This window comes from Marinobacter nauticus ATCC 49840 (assembly GCF_000284615.1).
GTDB classification, from domain to species: Bacteria; Pseudomonadota; Gammaproteobacteria; order Pseudomonadales; family Oleiphilaceae; genus Marinobacter; species Marinobacter nauticus.
Map to the genome: position 1 here is coordinate 3,006,724 of NC_017067.1, position 19,127 is coordinate 3,025,850.

General features: G+C 57.5%; 18 protein-coding genes. 8 read left to right on the forward strand and 10 right to left on the reverse strand.

Annotated features, from left to right (window positions below):
* Positions 1 to 11: 11 nt before the first annotated feature.
* Positions 12 to 1,313 (reverse strand): urea ABC transporter substrate-binding protein, encoded by a 1,302-nt coding sequence (gene urtA / locus MARHY_RS14015; protein ID WP_011786443.1) that lies wholly within the window; start codon positions 1,311 to 1,313, stop codon positions 12 to 14.
* 704 nt (positions 1,314 to 2,017) lie between these two features.
* Between urtA and MARHY_RS14020 the strand changes: the two genes are divergently transcribed.
* Together MARHY_RS14020 and MARHY_RS14025 are read left to right on the forward strand one after the other, a co-directional pair.
* Positions 2,018 to 2,293 carry a ComEA family DNA-binding protein gene (locus MARHY_RS14020; RefSeq protein ID WP_023008528.1) on the forward strand — a complete coding sequence of 92 codons (276 nt, stop codon included), beginning with the start codon at positions 2,018 to 2,020 and terminating at the stop codon, positions 2,291 to 2,293.
* A 100-nt stretch (positions 2,294 to 2,393) separates the two neighbouring features.
* On the forward strand, positions 2,394 to 3,338 hold the full coding sequence (locus tag MARHY_RS14025) for a DMT family transporter (protein WP_041654974.1): 945 nt from the start codon (positions 2,394 to 2,396) through the stop codon (positions 3,336 to 3,338).
* A 27-nt stretch (positions 3,339 to 3,365) separates the two neighbouring features.
* Here MARHY_RS14025 and gloA read toward each other — a convergent pair whose 3' ends face one another.
* Positions 3,366 to 3,914: a lactoylglutathione lyase gene (gene gloA, locus MARHY_RS14030; RefSeq protein WP_011786447.1), complete on the reverse strand. Its 549-nt coding sequence runs from the start codon at positions 3,912 to 3,914 to the stop codon at positions 3,366 to 3,368.
* 153 nt (positions 3,915 to 4,067) lie between these two features.
* On the opposite strand from gloA, the gene MARHY_RS14035 reads away from it, so the two are divergent.
* From MARHY_RS14035 to MARHY_RS14055, 5 genes are all read left to right on the forward strand, one after another.
* Entirely contained in the window at positions 4,068 to 4,724 is a 657-nt protein-coding gene (locus MARHY_RS14035) for a GntR family transcriptional regulator (protein ID WP_014422387.1), read from the forward strand.
* A gap of 187 nt (positions 4,725 to 4,911) precedes the next feature.
* On the forward strand, positions 4,912 to 5,928 hold the full coding sequence (locus MARHY_RS14040) for a DUF6160 family protein (RefSeq protein ID WP_014422388.1): 1,017 nt from the start codon (positions 4,912 to 4,914) through the stop codon (positions 5,926 to 5,928).
* 64 nt (positions 5,929 to 5,992) lie between these two features.
* Complete coding sequence (locus MARHY_RS14045) at positions 5,993 to 7,051, forward strand: lysylphosphatidylglycerol synthase transmembrane domain-containing protein (protein ID WP_023008531.1); 1,059 nt, start codon at positions 5,993 to 5,995, stop codon at positions 7,049 to 7,051.
* A complete protein-coding gene (locus MARHY_RS14050) occupies positions 7,048 to 9,279 on the forward strand; it encodes a glycosyltransferase (protein WP_014422390.1) in 2,232 nt (743 codons plus the stop codon). The genes MARHY_RS14045 and MARHY_RS14050 overlap by 4 nt, the downstream gene beginning before the upstream one ends.
* Before the next feature lie 87 nt (positions 9,280 to 9,366).
* Complete coding sequence (locus MARHY_RS14055) at positions 9,367 to 10,314, forward strand: YbgA family protein (protein ID WP_041654977.1); 948 nt, start codon at positions 9,367 to 9,369, stop codon at positions 10,312 to 10,314.
* A 66-nt stretch (positions 10,315 to 10,380) separates the two neighbouring features.
* Here the strand turns inward: MARHY_RS14055 and MARHY_RS14060 are convergent, their stop codons facing one another.
* The 3 genes from MARHY_RS14060 to MARHY_RS14070 form a co-directional block, all read right to left on the reverse strand.
* Positions 10,381 to 11,112 carry a DUF481 domain-containing protein gene (locus MARHY_RS14060; protein WP_014422392.1) on the reverse strand — a complete coding sequence of 244 codons (732 nt, stop codon included), beginning with the start codon at positions 11,110 to 11,112 and terminating at the stop codon, positions 10,381 to 10,383.
* Positions 11,113 to 11,135: 23 nt separating this feature from the next.
* Positions 11,136 to 12,155, reverse strand: coding sequence for an oxygen-dependent tRNA uridine(34) hydroxylase TrhO (gene trhO / locus MARHY_RS14065; RefSeq protein WP_011786454.1), 1,020 nt, complete (start codon positions 12,153 to 12,155; stop codon positions 11,136 to 11,138).
* A 122-nt stretch (positions 12,156 to 12,277) separates the two neighbouring features.
* Positions 12,278 to 13,006 carry a DsbA family protein gene (locus tag MARHY_RS14070; RefSeq protein WP_011786455.1) on the reverse strand — a complete coding sequence of 243 codons (729 nt, stop codon included), beginning with the start codon at positions 13,004 to 13,006 and terminating at the stop codon, positions 12,278 to 12,280.
* Positions 13,007 to 13,129: 123 nt separating this feature from the next.
* On the opposite strand from MARHY_RS14070, the gene MARHY_RS14075 reads away from it, so the two are divergent.
* Positions 13,130 to 14,095: an NAD(P)H-dependent flavin oxidoreductase gene (locus MARHY_RS14075; RefSeq protein WP_041654979.1), complete on the forward strand. Its 966-nt coding sequence runs from the start codon at positions 13,130 to 13,132 to the stop codon at positions 14,093 to 14,095.
* Here MARHY_RS14075 and MARHY_RS14080 read toward each other — a convergent pair.
* The 5 genes from MARHY_RS14080 to MARHY_RS14100 all read right to left on the reverse strand — a co-directional run bounded on the left by MARHY_RS14080 (position 14,078) and on the right by MARHY_RS14100 (position 18,970).
* Positions 14,078 to 14,671 (reverse strand): acyl carrier protein phosphodiesterase, encoded by a 594-nt coding sequence (locus MARHY_RS14080; protein WP_014422394.1) that lies wholly within the window; start codon positions 14,669 to 14,671, stop codon positions 14,078 to 14,080. The two genes, MARHY_RS14075 and MARHY_RS14080, sit on opposite strands and share 18 nt — an antisense overlap.
* Before the next feature lie 3 nt (positions 14,672 to 14,674).
* Positions 14,675 to 16,177: a DUF5666 domain-containing protein gene (locus tag MARHY_RS14085; protein WP_041654981.1), complete on the reverse strand. Its 1,503-nt coding sequence runs from the start codon at positions 16,175 to 16,177 to the stop codon at positions 14,675 to 14,677.
* Between the two features lie 39 nt (positions 16,178 to 16,216).
* Complete coding sequence (locus tag MARHY_RS14090; RefSeq protein WP_014422396.1) at positions 16,217 to 16,618, reverse strand: hypothetical protein; 402 nt, start codon at positions 16,616 to 16,618, stop codon at positions 16,217 to 16,219.
* On the reverse strand, positions 16,615 to 17,460 hold the full coding sequence (locus MARHY_RS14095; protein WP_014422397.1) for a DUF6502 family protein: 846 nt from the start codon (positions 17,458 to 17,460) through the stop codon (positions 16,615 to 16,617). The genes MARHY_RS14090 and MARHY_RS14095 overlap by 4 nt, the downstream gene beginning before the upstream one ends.
* A gap of 79 nt (positions 17,461 to 17,539) precedes the next feature.
* Positions 17,540 to 18,970, reverse strand: coding sequence for a DUF5666 domain-containing protein (locus MARHY_RS14100; RefSeq protein WP_041654983.1), 1,431 nt, complete (start codon positions 18,968 to 18,970; stop codon positions 17,540 to 17,542).
* Between the last annotated feature and the right edge of the window lie 157 nt (positions 18,971 to 19,127).

Below are 19,127 nucleotides of genomic sequence, written 5' to 3' on the forward strand. Positions count from 1 at the left end.
CCGGTTGGAGCTTAGTTGGAGGCCACGTCAGCCGAGCCACCACCGCACTTGCCGGTGACCACGTTGAAGTTGCCGCAGCGCAGAGGCGCTCGCCAGTCACTGATCAGGTCCTTGGAACCTGGCAGGAAGTCAGACCAGGCATCGCCCGCCACGGTAGACGGTGTTTCCCAGACCACGGAGAACTGGCCGTTGTCCTGGATCTCGCCAATCAGCACCGGCTTGGTGATGTGATGGTTCGGCATCATGGTGGCGTATCCGCCGGTGAGGTTCGGTACGCTCACCCCGATGATGGCGTCTTTCACTTCATCCACGTCGGTGGTGCCGGCTTTCTTCACCGCTTCAACGTACATGTTGAAACCGATGTAGTGGGCTTCCATCGGGTCGTTGGTCACGGCGGCATCGTCGCCCTTGTAGGCAACCCAGGCGTCGATGAAGTCGTAGTTGGCGTCGTTATCCACGCTCATGAAGTAGTTCCAGGCAGCCAGGTGGCCAACCAGCGGAGCGGTGTCGATGCCGGAGAGTTCCTGTTCACCCACGGAGAACGCAACCACGGGAATGTCGGTGGCGGAAATGCCCTGGTTGCCCAGTTCACGGTAGAAGGGCACGTTGGCGTCGCCATTGATGGTGGAGACCACGGCGGTCTTCTTGCCGGCGCTGCCGAACTTCTTGATGTCAGACACGATGGTCTGCCAGTCAGAGTGGCCGAAAGGCGTGTAGTTGATCATGATGTCGCCGGCGGCCACGCCTTTATCTTTCAGATAGGTTTCCAGAATCTTGTTGGTGGTGCGCGGATAAACGTAATCCGTGCCCGCCAGAACCCAGCGCTCAACACCCAGGTCGTTCATCAGGTAATCCACCGCAGGAATCGCCTGCTGGTTGGGGGCCGCACCGGTGTAGAACACGTTTTCAGACGATTCCTCGCCTTCGTACTGAACCGGGTAGAACAGCAGGCCGTTCAGTTCCTCTACCACCGGCAGAACGGATTTACGGGACACCGAGGTCCAGTTACCGAAGATAACGTCGACCTTTTCTTTCTCCAGCAGCTCACGGGCTTTCTCCGCGAACAGCGGCCAGTTGGAAGCCGGATCAACCACCACCGGCTCGAGCTGGCGGCCAAGTACGCCACCGGCTTCGTTCTGCTTTTCGATCAGCATCAGCATGGTGTCTTTCAGTGCGGTTTCACTGATGGCCATGGTGCCGGACAGGGAATGGAGAATACCGACCTTGATGGGATCTTCGGCGGCAACAGAATTCAGGGAGACAGACAGCGCCAATGCAGAGAGGCCCAGTTTCACGTGTTTTTTGATGCTCATGTTGTGCGTCCTTTTCGTTGGTTTTGGGTCGTCAAACGCAAACAGCCAATTGCATTCGCCGTTCCAACAACCAAAAAAGCATTTATAAAACATAACGTTAAAAAACAAAAAACATACCCGAACCGGCTCTGCAATGAATTGGTGCGCCGTTTCAGGCCTCAATCCGGTGCCTCGGCCAACCCGCCGCCCTCAATTGGTGCAGAGCAGGCAAACCCCACTGCACCATCTGGTAGCGCGCAGATTTTCAGGCAATAAATTGCCCGCAAAAATACCCTGAAAACAATGAATTCAGGTTCACCGCAAAGCTCACAGCTCTGTGGGATATCTCGCACAAACCGTCTGGCGGATGTCCGATTTTCCGAAATTTCATCTTCCGTAGAATGAGCATTGTCAGGGATGACAAGCCAGCACGGACGTTGGCTCACGGATGAGAACTCCACGGATTCGGAGTTGCCCGATGGATCAGGGCTACAGGGATGACTGCAAGGATGAAGTGCTCAGGATGATGCGCAGCCTGATGGATCAGGCAGGGGTCAGCCACGGAATTTGGGGACTACACGGACAGTAGTCCCTTTCCGTGCACTAAACCGCCCTCGCACCCACCCTCCCCTTTTTGTTCTGCACCGTTTCGAATCACCAATACTCTCAATGGGTTGTCGTACCTGACTGTTCATAACAACGTTATTACAATCAGGAGATCACCGATGAAACCAACCTCATTTCTGGCCACCCTTGTTCTGTTTTTCAGCCTGATCACTGGCTCTGCCGCCTTCGCCAGCGAGCAGCCCGCCGTGAACATCAACACCGCAGATGTAGCCACTCTGGCGTCTCTGAGCGGTGTCGGTGAGAGCAAAGCCCAGGCCATTATTGACTACCGCGAAGCTAACGGCCCCTTTGCCAGCATTGAAGCACTGGCCGATGTGAAGGGTATTGGTGCGCGTACGGTTGAAAAGAACGCCGACCGCCTCGCCGTGAAATAACCCCCCGGGGCAGCCTCGCTGCCCCTCTCCTTTCCCTTATAGCGCCACGCACTTACCGCTGATACCCTTGCCTGTTTGTTTCTCCAACCGGCAGTTTGTCATGATCCACGGAGCACTTCTTATTGCCCTGGCCTCTTTGCTCTGGGCCACTACAGGGATTGTCGCCAAGTTTCTGTTCAACGGTACGGAACTGGAGGCCATCACCCTCGGTTTTTTGCGCCTGGTGGTTGCGCTGCCATTCTTCTGGCTATTGATGCGGCGCGAGCAACGGCAGCTGGTGGCCCGCAACCCCGGCCAGACGGTGACCGGCAGCTCTTTGCGCTCTCTCAGCGGCAAGGCCATGCTCACCCTCACCGCCCTGGGGCTGTTCCAGGCGTTCTATCAGGGCAGCTATCTGCTGGCGGTGGATCTGACCGGGGCAGGCATTGCCACCCTGATATCCCTGTGTCTGCCACCCGTTCTGGTGGCCATTCTGGCTGCCCCATTGCTGGGCGAGAAACCAGGGCTGCTCACTATCCTGGCCGCGATTGCCGCGATTCTGGGCACGGGCATGCTAGTAGTCAGTGACATGGACACCGCCGGCACCCTGCGACTGGCAGGCATTCTGATGGCACTGCTGGCGGCAGCGGTATACACCGGCTTCACCCTGACCAGCCGCTACAACTCAACGGGCACACCGGTGTTTACCACCGCCTTTATCTGCTTTGGTACCGCCGCACTGCTGCTGTTGCCGGTGGTGGCCCTGAGTGGCGGCTTTGCGGGGCTGGAGACGATGGGGCTAAAGCACTGGCTGATGGTGCTGTACATTGGCGTGGTGCCCACCTGCATTGGCTATCTGCTGTTTTTTACCGGGATGAAAACCACGCCGGCAACGGTATCCAGCATTGTCGTCGTGCTCGAACCTTTGTTTATTGCCTTGCTGGCCTGGCTGATTCTGGGAGAGGAACTGGGGCAGATTGGCGTTGCGGGCGCGTTCATTCTGACGGTGGCGGTGATTGTCGCCTCGCGCTATGGCAAGGCGCCCGGCGCCAGTCAGGAAAGCTGAACGCCGGGGTCAGGAACAGCGTAGTGATCAGCTGTCCTTGCGCTGTTTCTCCAGCATGTCTGGCTGCAGGATCTCAATCCAGTAGCCATCCGGGTCTTTGATGAACGCCAGGCCTTTCATTTTGCCGTCGTCGGGCTTTTTCACGAATTCCACGCCCAGCTTTTCGAAGCGCTCACAGGCAGCGTAGACATCGGGCACGGCAATGCCGATGTGGCCGAAGCCCTGGGGCTCATCATTGCCGTTGTGGTAGGCAAAGTCGGCATCGTCTTCGGTGCCCCAGTTATGGGTAAGCTCCAGCATCGCTTCCCGGCCAAAGGTGTAGGTAGTCCTGTGACCATCATCGTTTGGCACAAACTGAGCCTGCTTGTCGTCCAGGTAACCCAGGAAGTAGAGCGTGAACTTCATTTCCGGGAAATCCAGCTTGCGAACCAGGCGCATGCCCAGTACCCGGGTGTAGAAGTCCATGGAACGCTCAGGCTCCTTGATGCGCATCATGGTCTGGTTAAAGACATAGCCTTCGGTTTCGGGAACGGGGTCATCGTACAGGCCCGGGGCCTGCTCAAAATGCTTGGGCATGTTGGTTTCCCTTACGTTTGGAGGATTCAAACCCTATACCTGCGTGCGCCACAGGCAGATTTCAAGGTAGTGACCGGCATTACTCCGGCTGTGCTACACTCCCGCCGTTCCACGTTTGTCTAACAACCCGACAGCGAGCAGACAGAGCCCCCTATGGACTTTCAGGTGCCCAATACTCTGGCAGAGCAGATTGCCAATTTCCTGGCCGAACGCATCATGACCGGGCAGATCCGTCCCGGAGAGCGTATTCAGGAAGCCACACTGGCCTCAGAACTGAAAGTGAGCCGGGCATCAGTGAAAGAGGCACTCTATACCCTGGAGCGATGGCATCTGGTGGAAATCACACCACGGAAGGGAGCCTCTGCCACCCAGCTGAATGCCGAGTACGCGTCGGAGCTCTATGACGTCTATATGCATTTGCTGATGATGCTGGCCTCACGCCTGTGCGAGCGCTGGCAAGAGGCAGACAAAGACCGTTTACTGGTGGCGGTTTCGCAGGTGGTCGAACGGATAAAAGAGCCCCAACCCGATATCACCCGGGTGGTGGAAGCCAGCTTTAATGTGATGGAAGCTTGCTGCCAGGTTGTCGCCAATCCCTACCTGACCGAAGCGCTGTCCAACTTCAAACCTGCCGTAAGCCGAACCTATTACCTGGGGGCAGACCGTTACCGCAAGGGCCTCGCGACCACCAGTACGTTTTTCTCGGAGTTGCCGCAGGCGGTGTTGGCGAGAGATGCGACCAAAGCCACTGAGTTGATCCGGGGCTTCGCCGAACATCAGAAAAACCTCATCCGCCAGGCACTGGATTGAAACACCGGTCACGACTGTTCAGGTTGTGACCAGCCTCACAGATCACCCCCGCCTTCAGGCTTAAAGTAACAATGTGTAACTTTTAACGACCGCAGCTCTGGTTGTGTTGTCCCTGCGGCTGATCAGCACACGTCAGGTGTTCTGAAGCAATCAATAACAACAAATCGTCGAACGAACCGGGGCCAACATGTCTTTTCTCATTCCTGAGGCCAGAAAATCCCTCGCCTGCCTGAGTCTGATGGCCGGTGCCTCATTAGCCGTGCCTGCCATGGCCGAATTCCAGCCGCTGGATGACACAACCCTGGCGGGTGTGACTGGCCAGGCCGGTGTAACCATTGAACTGGAAACCAAGCTCAATATTGATCACCTGATCTGGACCGATGAAGGCTCCCTGGGAATCAACGGCCTGAGATTGTCCGGCCAGAACGATACCGTGCTGGACAACATGAAGCTGACGATTGATATTGCGGGCAGTGGCGAAGTTCTGGAGCACGGTTTCTCCGAGATAGCACGCCGCGCCAACGCCGGCCTGCTCGATACCAGTAATCCCGATGTCGCGGACGCGCTGGCGAAATACTCGGTTGGCGGCAGTTTCGGCAAACAGTTCGACAACGGCGACCTGGTGATCCATCTGGGGGCCAGCGATTACGGCGACCCCACCAGCCTGACCGACTATCTGCAGGCGGTGGATTTCGAACTGGCCATCGACAGCATCACCACCACCGGCAGTGAAGGCAGCGCCAGTCTGTTCTCAAACATCCTGCTGCAGGGCTACATCGGCCCCACCGATCTGGTTATCCGCAATAACGGCGGCGCCACGCGCACCCTGGCCAATGGCAACGTGGTGTCCGGCTCCGAACTGCAGCTCGATACCCATTTCGAAATCAGCAACGGTAGCCTGAACTGGGACGCAGCCGACGTGATCCTGCTGTTCAACTTCGCCGCCGTTGGCATTGAAGGGCTACAGATTCATAACCGCCGTGGCGCGGATACCCTGGGGCACTTTGGTATGGCCCATGCCAAGGCTAACCTGTCCCGGGGCACCAGTGCCGCTTCTGGCAAAGAAGGCCTTTCTGTACACGATGTGGAATTCCGGGCTGATATCGACATGCCGGTATTCCGCATGGGTGACACCAGCATCGGCTCGGTTCAGTTCACAGACTTTGCCATCACCAACACCAATCTGATGGTTTACGGTCACTAAGCCAAACTGGACAAGCACTGCCCTGCACAGGGTACACTGCCCGCCACCAACAGACGGGCAGAGCATGACCAACAGCACTGACAGCAACTACCAGAAACGGACTTCCTGGCGACGGCTTACGGCCTTCGCCCTATTGTTCCTGGTCATGACCGGCGCCGGCCTGTATGCGGTCTACGACCGCTTCGCCGGCCGCAGTTTCCAGTTCGACGATCGCCTGCTTTCTCCCACTCTGCTGTTGCCGGTCGCGGCCCTGCTGCTGATCTACTTCATGGCCGATGGTCTGCGCCTGCACTACACCCTCAAGGCGCTGGGGCACCGGCTGCCATTGCGTAAGATCTTCCGGCTGGTGTTCATTAATCTGTTTTTCTCCAACGTAACGCCCATGGCCACCGGGGGCGGGTTTGCCCAGATCTGGTATCTCACCCGCCATGGGGTGCCCGTGGCCCGCGCCACGGCGGCCACCACTATCCGCACGGTACTCGCGGTGGCGTTCATTTTCTCACTGACACCGGTCTTTCTATTGAGTCTGGAGGCCCTGGACGGCGGCATCTGGTCGTCCGGTATCGGCACCGCACTGGCGGTGTTTGTGTCGCTCTATCTGGGATTCTTTGCCGTGCTGCTGTTCCGGACACGCTGGATGATCCTGCCGTTGAGCGCTCTTGTCGCAGGCCTGCGCAAGGCACATCTGATCAACCACCGCCGGCACGACCGCTGGCAGTTCAAATTACGGCGGGAAATGCTGCGGTTTGCCCTGTGTTTCAGCGAATACCTCCGTGGCGCGCCACGGGACGTACTGCTGTCGGTAGTGTTCACCGCCGTGTTCCTGCTCAGCCTGTTCAGTTTTCCCGCCCTGCTGATTCACGGCCTGGGCTATGAGGTGGATTACCTGACCACTCTGGGCTTGCTGGTGGTAACCACCTTCATCATGTATTTCTCCCCCACTCCCGGGGCCTCTGGCATATCGGAAGGCGTGTTCGGCAGTTTCTTCCGGGATATCCTGTCGGGCAATCACCTGGTGCTGGTCACTATTGCCTGGCGTTTTCTCACTATCTACCTGGGCATGCTCATCGGTTTGCTGGTGATGCAGAGGGAACTGATCAAAAGCCACCGGAGGCCGGAATGATCCGTCGTAACCCGCTTAAACTGCTGTTCTATCTGTGCCTGGCCATTGTGGTGGCGCTGGTGGGCTACAAGGTATACCTGAATTTCTTCAAACAGGACTTTGAGGCCCTGCACAGCGAGCAGGTTGAACGCATCCACCAACGCACTCCGCCAGGCTCCGGTATCCGTTTTGCGGTGGTGGGCAACATCAACAATTCCGTGGGCATCTTCGAGCGCCGGTTTATCCCGACCCTGAATCAGGCCGGTGTGGACTTTCTGGTGTCGTCCGGCAATGCCGTGAGCGGCGGTGGCGAGGATAAATACCGGGCACTGTATGGCACCCTGAGCCACCTGGACATTCCCTATCTGCTCACCTTCGGCCCACACGAATACGAGAATTTTGGCAGTTTCCGGTTTTATGATCATTTCGGGCCCCATTTCTACAGTGTGCGGGCCGGTAATACCCGACTGATCTTCCTGGACAGCACCGGGAAAACGCCCTGGCGCTGGCAGATGCGCTGGCTCCGGGATCTTCTGGCCCACGACACCAGCAACGCACACATCCTGTTTATTGGCCACCCGCTTCTGCAACCGGAAACCCCAGCCCTGTTCGACGATGAAGACGACTACCTGCAACCTCCCGCCTTCCGGGAGGAGCTGCTGCAACTGATTCGGGAGCAAGGCATCGACCTGGTGTTTTCGGCCAACCTGTCGCTCTTTGACGAGCAGGTGGTGGATGGCACGCCCTACATCACCACCGGGGGTGCCGGCGGGCTGGTGCTGAATACGGAGGATAGCTTCTACCACTACGTGGACGTACGGGTCTCTCCAGACGGTGACGTCAGCTACCAGATGGAGCGTCTGGAAGTGGGCCAGCATCCGGTCTGGAAGCGGCTGGAGAGCTTCTGGTTCTTCGTGTATTCCCTGTTCTACACCGGCTATCTGAACTTCATCCTGATCGTCTCGGTGTTTTTGGCGCTGACCATCAAGCTTTACCAGGTTATCTTCATCGGCAAGGACTACTATCCGGATTACGACCTGGACCCCACCCCGTGGCTCGAAAAGCCGTTGCGGGTCACCATGTTCACCAACAACTATCTGCCTTTCATTGGCGGAGTTCCAATTTCCATTGAACGGCTGCGCCGTGGCCTGGAACATCTGGGAGATAGCACCCAGATTGTCGCGCCCCGGTATCGCGACCAGCCCAGTCATGAAGATGCGGTAGTGCGGGTACCATCACTGCTGGCCATGGGTGAGAAACGGGAATTCCGTCTGGCCAATATTTTCCTGGCCCGTATCCGCAAGCAGGTGCGGGCCTTCCGGCCGGATGTGATTCACCTGCATCATCCGTTCTGGCTGGGTAGCCTGGGGCTGTTTATGGCCCGTCAGCTTCGTATTCCGGCCATCTATACTTACCACACCCGTCTGGAGCACTACGCTCACTTTGTCCCCCTGCCCGGGATGCTGTTCCGGAACCTGATTTCCCACGCTCTGATCAAACGCTTTGCCAACCGCTGCGATGGCGTGATCGTACCGACTTACTCCACCGAGGAATACCTGCGGATGATCGGGGTGACCACACCCACCTTCGTACAACCCACTGGTATCGAGTACGAGCGTTTCCAGGCTGTGAAGCCCGCAGATGTGGAGACACTCCGGAAAAAACTGGCACTGAGCAACGAGAAGGTCTTTATCAGCGTGGCCCGTCTTTCCAACGAGAAGAACATCGACTTCATGATCGAAGCCATTGACCGGCTGCGGCAGGAGAGCGACGTGCCATTCCGGTTTCTGATGATTGGCGATGGCCACCAGAGGGACCGGCTACAGAAGAAAATTGACAGCCTGGAGCTGGGCTCTCACTTTACCCTGGTGGGCGCGGTTCAGCCGGAGGAGATGGCGCTCTGGTACAACCTTGGCGATGCCTTCCTGTTCGCCTCCAAATCCGAGACCCAGGGCATGGTCATTCTGGAAGCCATGTCTGCCGGGCTGCCGGTCGTGGCGGTTCGCTCCAGCGGTATTGAAGATGTGGTTCGGGACGGCCTGAACGGCTACAAGACTCCGGAGAACCAGGCCCGCTGGATTGAGAAAGCCCAACGGCTGCTTGAGGACGACAAACTGCGCACCGAGCTGTCGGACAAAGCCCGGGCCTTTGCCGAGGATTATTCCATCGAGCAATTTGCCCGGGATGTCCGGGGCATTTACGCGACCAGCCTGGCTGCCCGGGAGAAACGCAACAAAACGTCTTCATGAGTACCTTGGGTGCATTGCTCTGATCGGTTTACACTGAATCAACGTAAGCGGTATCAGTAACGTCACTTTTGTGTATTGGAGAAGCCTGTGAGCGGTATACCGGTTGGCATCAGCACTTGCCTGTTGGGCAAGGAAGTTCGGCACGACGGCGGCCACAAACACTCCCGCTACTGCACCCAGGTGCTGGCAAAGCACTTCGAGTTCCGCTCTATCTGTCCGGAACTTGAAGCCGGCCTTGGCGTTCCCCGCCCCGCCATTCATCTGCGGGAGCATGAAGACGGTCTTCATCTGGTGGAAAGCAAGGGCAGCAAAGACCACACCGAAGGCATGCAGAACTTCATTGCCGAGGTGCTACCCTCACTGGCCAACCTTCGCGGCTACATCCTGATGGCGAAATCGCCCAGTTGCGGCATGGAACGCATCAAGATCCACAACGCCGAAGGCAGTTTCATGCACAGGGATGGCCGCGGCATGTTCGCCGAGGCGCTGATGAAAGCCTACCCGCTGATGCCGGTGGAAGAGGAAGGCCGCCTGCACGATGACATGCTGCGGGAGAACTTCATTGAACGGGTATTTGCCTACGACGACTGGATGCAGAACGTGGCAGGCGAAAACCTGACCAAGCAGGCGCTGATTGATTTCCACACCCGCCACAAGTTTACGCTGCTGGCCCATTCAGAAAAGATCTACCGGCAACTGGGCCCGATGCTGGGCGACCTCAAATCCGAACCTCTGGAACAGATTGCCGACCGCTACACCCATCAGTTCATGGAAGCCATGACCCAACGGGTAAGCCGTGGCTCGCATGTGAATGCCATGCAGCATCTGCTGGGTTTTCTGAAAGAAGGCATGTCGGCCGAGGAAAAAACCGTTCTGCTGGAGCAGATCGAAGCCTACCGGCGCGGTGAGATACCTCTGGTGGTGCCCATGACGCTGCTGCGCCTGGCCCAACGCAAGGAACCGGTAGACTACCTGCACTCCCAGAAATACCTGACGCCCTACCCGGACGAACTGGGCCTGAGAAACAACGTATAACCCCAAAAACAAACGGGGCAGAGGATTCTTCCCCTGCCCCGTTTTTGTTTGTGGCTACCGGGTGTGTCAGAACCCGTACAGCAACGACAACGAGGTTTCTGTGTCAGTCTTGTCAGTACCGGCGGGTGCATCGGATACATGCTTTACCCGGAACGCAGCTTTCATCGACAGCGAACCCACGATACTGGTTTGCAGGGACGTTTCGGACTGGCTGATGGTGTTGTTCTCATCCAGTCCGATTTCGGTACTGAGCTTCTGCCGGAACAGGGCGGTGTCGGATAAGGCGTAGTCGAAATGGGCGGCTAATCTTGCGATCGCTTCCTTTTCGGCGTCGTCGCCATCGTCATTCACCCCTTCAAGCTTGTTATACCGATAACCCAGACCCGCCGAAAGGTCGAGGAACGATCGCTCTCCCACCTGCCAGACGCGGTTTCCGTAACCAGTGCTCAAGGTAGACTCGAAATCGTAACCGGAGAAACGATCGTCTTCCCAGGAACCTCTGACAAACCAGTATTGTTGCTCATCGAACTTGTAGTCGGATTCCAGCGCAACCTGATACTCCTCTGCCGTGGTTTCTTCATCGGCTTCAGTGTACCGGGAACTGAACTCGCCGGTATTCCGCCACATCGTTGTCTCATGTTTGAGAGCCAGCCGACCATTCACCTTGGTTTCTTCGGTGTTGCCAGAGGTCAGCAAAATGCCAAGCTCAGCCTCACCTTCGACGTTGCCGCTTTCCTGGGCCCAGGCCACGGGGGCCACCACCAGGCAGGCAACCGCCAGGGGTTTTCTGATCAACATACTGTCTCCTTACTCAGGGGCTGTTAATTCACAGCAGACTTACGCTGCTTTTCCCCCTCCAGACTCCTGCGCGCCTGTGCTTCCCGTTCGGCCTTCTTGCGGGCCTTTCGCTCAGCAATAATGCGTGCGGCCTCGCCGCCGACGTGTTCTTCTCCCCGCTCACGGGCCAGGCGCATCTGGCGCTCACGCTCCTTGAAACGGGCTTTCTGTTCTTCGGTCAGGCTGTCGATGCACTGGTGGCAACTGACACCCTGTTCATATTCCGGGCGCTGCTTGTCGGCCTCGGTAATAGGCCGACGACAGGCGTGGCACTGGTCGTATTCGCCACGTTCCAGGTTGTGATTCACCGTTACCCGGTCGTCAAATACGAAACACTCACCCTGCCACAGACTCTGCTCCTGGGGAACCTCTTCCAGGTACTTCAGGATGCCGCCCTTGAGGTGATACACCTCTTCGAAGCCCTGCTCTTTCAGATAAGCCGTAGACTTCTCGCAGCGGATACCGCCGGTGCAGAACATGGCAACTTTTTTGTGCTTCTGCGGGTCGAGGTTCTGCTTCACATACTCGGGAAACTCGCGGAAGGTGTCAGTGGCCGGATTGACGGCGTTTTTGAAAGTGCCGATCTCGACTTCGTACTGGTTACGGGTGTCGACCAGGACAACGTCCGGATCAGAGATCAGATCGTTCCATTGTTGCGGCTCCACGTAGGTGCCGACAATCCGCTTCGGGTCGATGCCATCGACGCCCATGGTGACGATTTCTTTCTTGAGTTTGACCTTGGTGCGTTTGAACGGCTGGATATCGACGAAGGATTCTTTGTAGTCGATGCCGTTGAAGCGGTCGTCTTTGCCAATCCACGCTTTCACAGCGTCGATGCCTTCTCGGCTGCCGGCGATGGTTCCATTGATGCCTTCGCGGGCCAGCAGCAGGGTGCCGTGCACGCCTTTTTCCAGCATCAGGTTCAGCAAGGGCTGGCGTAGATCTTTGTAATCATTGAGGACTGCGAACTTGTAGAGCGCGCAGACGACGATTTCGTTGCTCATGGTTTTCTCCTGCGGGCCGGATCGTAAATCCGGAGCATGATTTGATATTTGTCACGGCCGGTGGGCGCGAGGGGGCAAAGTTTAATCAACCAGGCCCCCGATGCAAGTTGCGGATGGCCGCATTACTCCGCTTTGGCCAACTCCCGTTCTACAACCGCCGACAACTGGCCCCAGCCGGGCCGGGTCAACTGAATATTGTCGACCATGACTGTGGGCGTGCTGGCGACCCGGAGCTGGACAGCCACTTGCAGGCTCTGTTCGACAGCTTCCCGGTGCAGTTCGGTTTCCATGCAACGACGGAAGCGGCGTTCTTCCAGGCCGAGGTCGTTGGCGTAGCGGGTGAAGGTGGCCGTCGGATCGTTGGAGCCACTCCAGTCCAACTGGGAACCGTATAGTTTGTCGTGCATGGCCCAGTACTGGTCCTGATCACCCGCACAACGGGCGGCCAGGGCGGCGGGCATGGCGTTCTGGTGCTGGCGCAGAGGCAGGTCGAAATAGACGAAACGGACTTTACCTGACTCCACATATTCTTTCTTGAGGCGCTGGCTGGCTTCGGCGAAGCGGGCACAGGCCGGGCACTGGTAGTCGGCGAACTCGCGGACGACAACCGGCGCGTCTTCGTTGCCAACGGAGACGCCGTACTGGTCGACAATGGCCGGGAATTCGTCGGCGTTGGGGGCCGCCACGGGAAGTGCCTCGGAGCTGGGTGCCGGTGGTTTGGTGACGAAATACAGGCCGGCAATGACGGCCACCCCGATCACCAGTGACAGGACGATGATCAGTGATTTGCGGCCCTGCGTGTTGCGTGGCGAGGGGGCGCCGGTCTGTTTACGTCGTTTTGCTTCACCCATGACGGGCTCCTTGTCTGGAGGTTAATAACACACTATCTCAGAAAACCGGTTTCGCGGCTCTGCGGGAACAGGCTAAGATCCCCCATAGCTTGAGAAAGTTCCAATAAAAATCAAGGACTCAACATGCCAATTCCCGCACAGCTCCAAAATCAGCTTCGTCTTCCGTTAATTGCCGCCCCCATGTTTCTGATTTCCTCACCCCGCCTGGCCTTTGCCTGTTGCAAAGCCGGCATCGTGGGCAGTTTTCCAGCCCTGAACCAGCGCAGCAGTGAGGGTTTTGAGCAATGGCTGGTGCAGATGAATGACGAGCTGGCGCAATGGCAAGCGCAGCAACCAAGCGCGACAACCGCGCCCTATGCCGTGAATCTGGTGGTGCACCGCACCAACCCGCGCTGGCAAGCGGATCTTGAACTGTGCGTAAAGCATCAGGTGCCAATTGTCATTACCTCCCTGGGCGCGGCCAGCCAGGTGGTGGAAGCCGTGCACAGTTACGGCGGGCTGGTATTCCACGATGTCACCAATCAGAAACACGCCCGCAAGGCGGCAGAAGCCGGGGTGGATGGCATCATTGCGGTCAGCGCCGGCGCCGGTGGCCATGCCGGTACCACCAACCCGTTTGTACTGGTGCATGAAATCCGTGAGGTGTTCGATGGCACCATTTTGCTGGCCGGCGGTTTGTCTCACGGAGAGGATCTGTTGGCAGCCCAGGCGCTGGGGGCAGATCTGGCCTATATGGGCACACGGTTTATCAATACCGAGGAATCCGAGGCAGAGGATGCCTATCGGAACATGATCATCGAAGCCGTATCAGCGGATATCATCCATACCCCGGCGGTGTCCGGTGTACCGGCCAGCTTTATGCGCCAGAGCCTGGAGGCCGCTGGCTTTGATATGCAGAAGCTGAACCAGGCCGGCGATGTGAATTACGGCGAGAAGCTCAAGCCCATGGACGATGAGGCCAAGGCCTGGAAGACCGTCTGGTCCGCCGGTCAGGGTGTGAGCCAGATTCATGATGTGGTGTCTGTTGAGGCCCTGGTTCAGCGATTGGAAGAGGAATATCAGCAGGCCCGTTCACGCCTGATGGGATGATTCCGGATAGCGGTTGGCGAAGGCCTGAAGTTCCGGAAAGAAGGCCAGAAAATGTTCCTCCAGTTCCGATTCATTGGCCCGGATTTCGTCGATGATGCCGGTAAACCGGTTGGCAAAGCGGATTCGGCTGGCCACGCGATCGAGGGCATAGCCGATGTTGTCCAGATCCTGATAGGCGCCAAACCAGTCATGCTCGACCATGCGACGGGTCACCACCGCCATGTTGTCGGGCATCAGCGCCTGGTGGCTTTGCAGTTCCTGGTATACGGTCCGGATAAAGGTATTTTTGTCCCAGTCACTGAACTGTTCCCAGTGCCGGAGCAGAAAGTGGTCGTAGAGGATATCCAGAGCCACGCCGGCAAAGCGCCGGCGCTCCCTTGAGAACAGGCTTTTACTGGCCAGCACCTGCGGATGCTGATCGGTGAATACATCAACCGCCAAGTGGTGCCGCACGCCCTCGAGCACCGGCGACGGCACATGATCCCAGTCCAGCCCCCGGGTGAAATCCCCGAGAATACTGCCCACTCTCGCCTCCGGTGAGTCCGGGGCGAGGAAGGTGTGGGCGAGGTGGTTCATGGCTCAGTCTTCGCTTTCCAGTTCGATTTCATCGGCCACGAAGTTGCCCGGTGTTGGCTCACGATACTCTACTTCAAGTACCGGCCGCTGCCCGGCATCGAAGGCATCAATCAACTCGTCGCGGCTGGTGCCTTCAAACTGGGTATCTATCGTGGTTTGCACATCAATTCCCAGTACCGTGAACACAGTCCCCTGCACGTGCGTGAGCTGACCCTGGCTTTCATATTCACGATCCGCCGCTGGCCCATTGTCTTCCTCATTGCGCTCAACCTTTATCGCTTCAAGCACAACGCCAGAGCCGGACTGCCGCTCAATCCCTTCCACTTCCAACTGATAACTGCCGTTCAGGTCCGCCAGTTTCAGACGCAGATCGCTGTCATCGTCGGTGATGATCGTCCGTGGCGTGAGCTGCACCAACACACCACCAACCCGGAAGGTCTGGTCGTTGAAGTTGAGCGTGTTGACGTCGAGGACACCGTCTACTGACGCGTTGCCCTCCCGAGCTTCAATTTCTTCAGCCAGTACGGAGCCATTGTCCTGGAAATCCCCCTCAACCTGTATCAGCATGCCGGCGGTCAGATCCGAGGCCGACAAACCATCATCAAACTCGGTGTTATCGTCGACAAAGACGATCAGGCCGTTGATGTGGAAGGATCGGGTCGATGCGTTGTAGTCGGTGCTCACAGGGCCTGAAAACTCAATGTCATCGCCGGAGCCCCGACGGTAGCGACGGGTTTCGCCTTCGTCGATTTCCCGGGCAATCAATACGCCATTGGAGATCGTACCTTCGGCCTCCACCAGCAGAAGATCGGCCAGATCGGCTTCCGTCAGCGACCCGGCGAACGCGCTGTCAGTGTAAGAGACCGACTGCCCGTTAATGCTGAACTGATTCAGATTCAGCTGCAATGAACCCTCGTCAATGCGGCCTTCAATCTCTACGTTGGTTTCGTCCTGCGTCATCAAACCAATGTGGCTTGCCCGGTACCGGCCGTTGGGGTCCGGCTCACGCCAGCCACTGATGCGCACGAAAGCGCCGTCTGCCAGGGTTTCAAGCGCAATGTCCTTGAACACCGTCTGCTGGTCGGCAACCACAGTCTGTCCGTAGATGGTGAACTGCACCGATTCGACCATACCGTCGGCATCCAGGGTCTGGGTCAGATTGGCGACAAGACCACGGAAGGTATCGTCGTACTCGACCGACTCCGCATTCCCCCGGCCATCAACCCGCCACTCGCCTTCGATCCTCAGGATCATGCCTTCCTGTAACTGGTCTTCACGCTCAATGCCGTCATCACTGCTGACGCGACCATCCGTCTCAAACTTCACGCCATTGACGAAGACACTGCCGAAACCGGAAACCGGCCCAACGCTGGAGCCAGTGCCTCGGATGCCGCCGTCGGCAACGTCGACACCACCGCCACCACCGCCGCAGGCACTCAACACGCCGAGTGCGATCGGTGCGGCGGCCAGTTTCAGCATTCTGTGAAGCGTTACTGCTCTGAACATTATTCTCTCCTGCAGGCCATCCGGGCCCGCCACTGATTGTCAGCTGTCGTTGTGGCGTCGTCGTAGCTTGTCGATGTCAACAAAATCATCGTAATTGCCCAGGCTCAGTGAACCGGTAGCACCCCAGGGAGCATAAGCGCTTCTCTTTAACAGAACGTGACCGCTCTCCAGGGTTTCCACAATGCCCTTTCGAAGCAGTTCCGCAAGCACGACAGAAGGCACCAGGTTTGGGTTGGCAATTTGCACCAGGTCAACAAAGGAATGGGGTTCATGGGGCGTTGCAAGCACCACCCTCGGGTGGTTCTGCTCATCCAGGAAATGCTCGGAACTCAGCCAGTATCTCACCACCTGACGGGCGCCCGGTGAAAGCAGCATGCTGACCAGTTCGGTGGTTTGCCAGCGCGGGGGCTGTCCGGTCGGGACATTAAGAGCCATCATCATTCGTCTCCGCTCTTGTTCGTCTGAACCGGCTCTTCAAAATAGAAAATGCTGACGCCGGTCCGTACCGATTCGCCGCCCTCCTGGCCGGATACTCCCCGGTCGTGAGGCCCTAACCAGCTGTCCAGATCTTCCAGCAGGGCCTGGGACTGCCTTGCGGCTTGTTCACGCCACGCAGTAATCACCTCTGGTGGTATTTCATTATAGGTCAGGGTGCGCTGGAACAGCGGCTCACGCCCGACATCCCGACTCACCAGATTGTGATCAATAGTGGCTACAAGATCAGATACGTCCTCTCCGAAGATCTGGAGCATTTCTTCGCTGTCTCCGGCCGGCACATACGCCCGCTGTTTCAGGATCAGGAACCCAGTATCCGGCTCAACCGCGACTACCCCAACCCGCTGGAGCTCATCCAGTACCGCTCTGGGAGTCATATCGCCACTGTATTTTCGAACCAGCTCACTGAAGCTCCCGGCGCCCTCGAATGCCAGCACCGCGGGCTGTCCATTCGCTGCCTGATAGGTCTCATCGTGCACCCATCCGGACACCACACGCGACGCGCGATTGGCATGAGAGGTTCGTTCACTGACCGGGCTTTGCCCCGCCAATATCTCTCGTTGTTTTCGCACTTCTTTGCGGGTAAGGCCTGTCATCACTGCCGCTCTGGAATCGGTTGGTTTGCGGCGCCCGTCAGAGAAATCCTCCAACGCAGCCTCCACATACGCCCTTTTCACCAGCTCAGAGAACTCGCCGAACGGAACGCCATTGCGCAACAGCAGTCTGGCCATCGGGCGCAAAATGCGGAACAGCGCTTGGTGCAGGGGATTGGATTTGGCATCAGTCATGTTTGGGATTGTATTCCCATCTTGCCCCGGAAAACCAGACACAGGTTGCGGTATCCCCCGCAACCTGTGTCCTTCGACCTCAGTTTTCGGGGTTTGCGGTCAACACATACTCTCCGCCGATGGTCTGGTCGTACTCAACCTCGGCTTCATCACCAACCTGAAGACCCGCAACGCTGAAGCCATTCAGCAGGATTTCCAGATTCATCACCGTCACCGACGTATCGGAAATGGCATCGATTCTGGCCTCCAGCTCAAAGTTATCATCTTCGTCGCTGTCTTCCCGCTCAATGGTGAAGGCTTCAAGGTGATCAGTACGCTGACGACCTTCAACCTCAACATAGTCCCCAACGCTGAAGGCGTTGATGTCATCAACCCGATTACGCAGGTCGTTATCGCTGTCATCGTCGTCGATCAGGGTATTGGCGGTGAGTTGAACGCGAACGCCACTGACCACCAGCAACTCATTGTCCAGATCGATCTGCTGGATGATGCCGTCCAGTTCCGCATCGCCTTCCCGGCCTTCCACTTCTTCCGCCAGCAGAGTGTTGTTGCGGAAATCACCCTCGACTTTCACGAACACGCCATCCTGAAGGCTGCCCTCGCTGATGTCGTCAAACTCAGTCTCAGCATTCAGCTGAACCAGCACGCCATTAATCCGGAAGGTGCGGGCAGACGCATCGAAATCGTAGATATCACCGGAAATTTCAACGTCGTCGTTATCGTCGAACAGGTCGTCCTCATCATCAATTTCCTCGGCAAGCAGGACATCGCCGTCTGCGTTGAGCTGACCTTCCACCTCAACCGCAAGCCCGTTCTCCAGTTGGTCCAGACTGAAGTCGTCATCCGCAACTGCGCTGGTGTAATCCACTGTGAAACCGTTGATGGTGAAGGTCTGCAACTGCGCATCCAGGTTCTGGACCACGCCTTCAAGTTCAGCTTCATTCACATCGTCAAAATCCGAGCCCAGCAGACGCGCACCCACGAAGCTGGCCCGGAAACTGCCGTCATCCAGCCGCCAGCCGCTTACCCGAACCCGATAGTTGGCAGGCGCGGCCGCAAGCTCAACCGGTGTGGCTCCGCGGAATACCGTCTGGTTGTTAAGCACAACCACCTGCCCCAGCAACTCCAACTGACCGGTGCTGGCGGTGGCATCCCAGGTTGCCGCAACCAGTGGTCCCCTCAGGGTATCGTCATAGAACACGGCGTCGGCCTGGCCCTGGCCCCGCTCGTCCCAGTCACCTTTGATTTTCAGCACCATGCCTTTTTCAAGCTGGCCCTCACGTTCGATGCCGTCGTCACTGCTAACGCTGCCATCGGTCGCAAACCGGGTTCCGTTGACATACACGCTACCAAAACCGGTCACCGCACCAACGCTGGTGCCCTCGGCATTGCCACTCGCCCCCACCGAACCGGAGGAGCCGGAGCCACCGCCACCACAGGCGGCCAGACCGCCGGCCAAGGTACCAACCAGAACCAACTTGATCGCTTTTGAAAGTCCGTTGCGCTTCATCTTCCTTCTCCCGACTGATTTGACAGAATCCGGCGCATTTTTCAGCGCCACAATAATTGGGATATTTTTCCCAAACAATTAAATGGGAAAATAATCCCAAATTTTCAATTTGTCCAGTCAGGAAAGATGAAAATTTCGTGAATCGTTTCTGGAAACG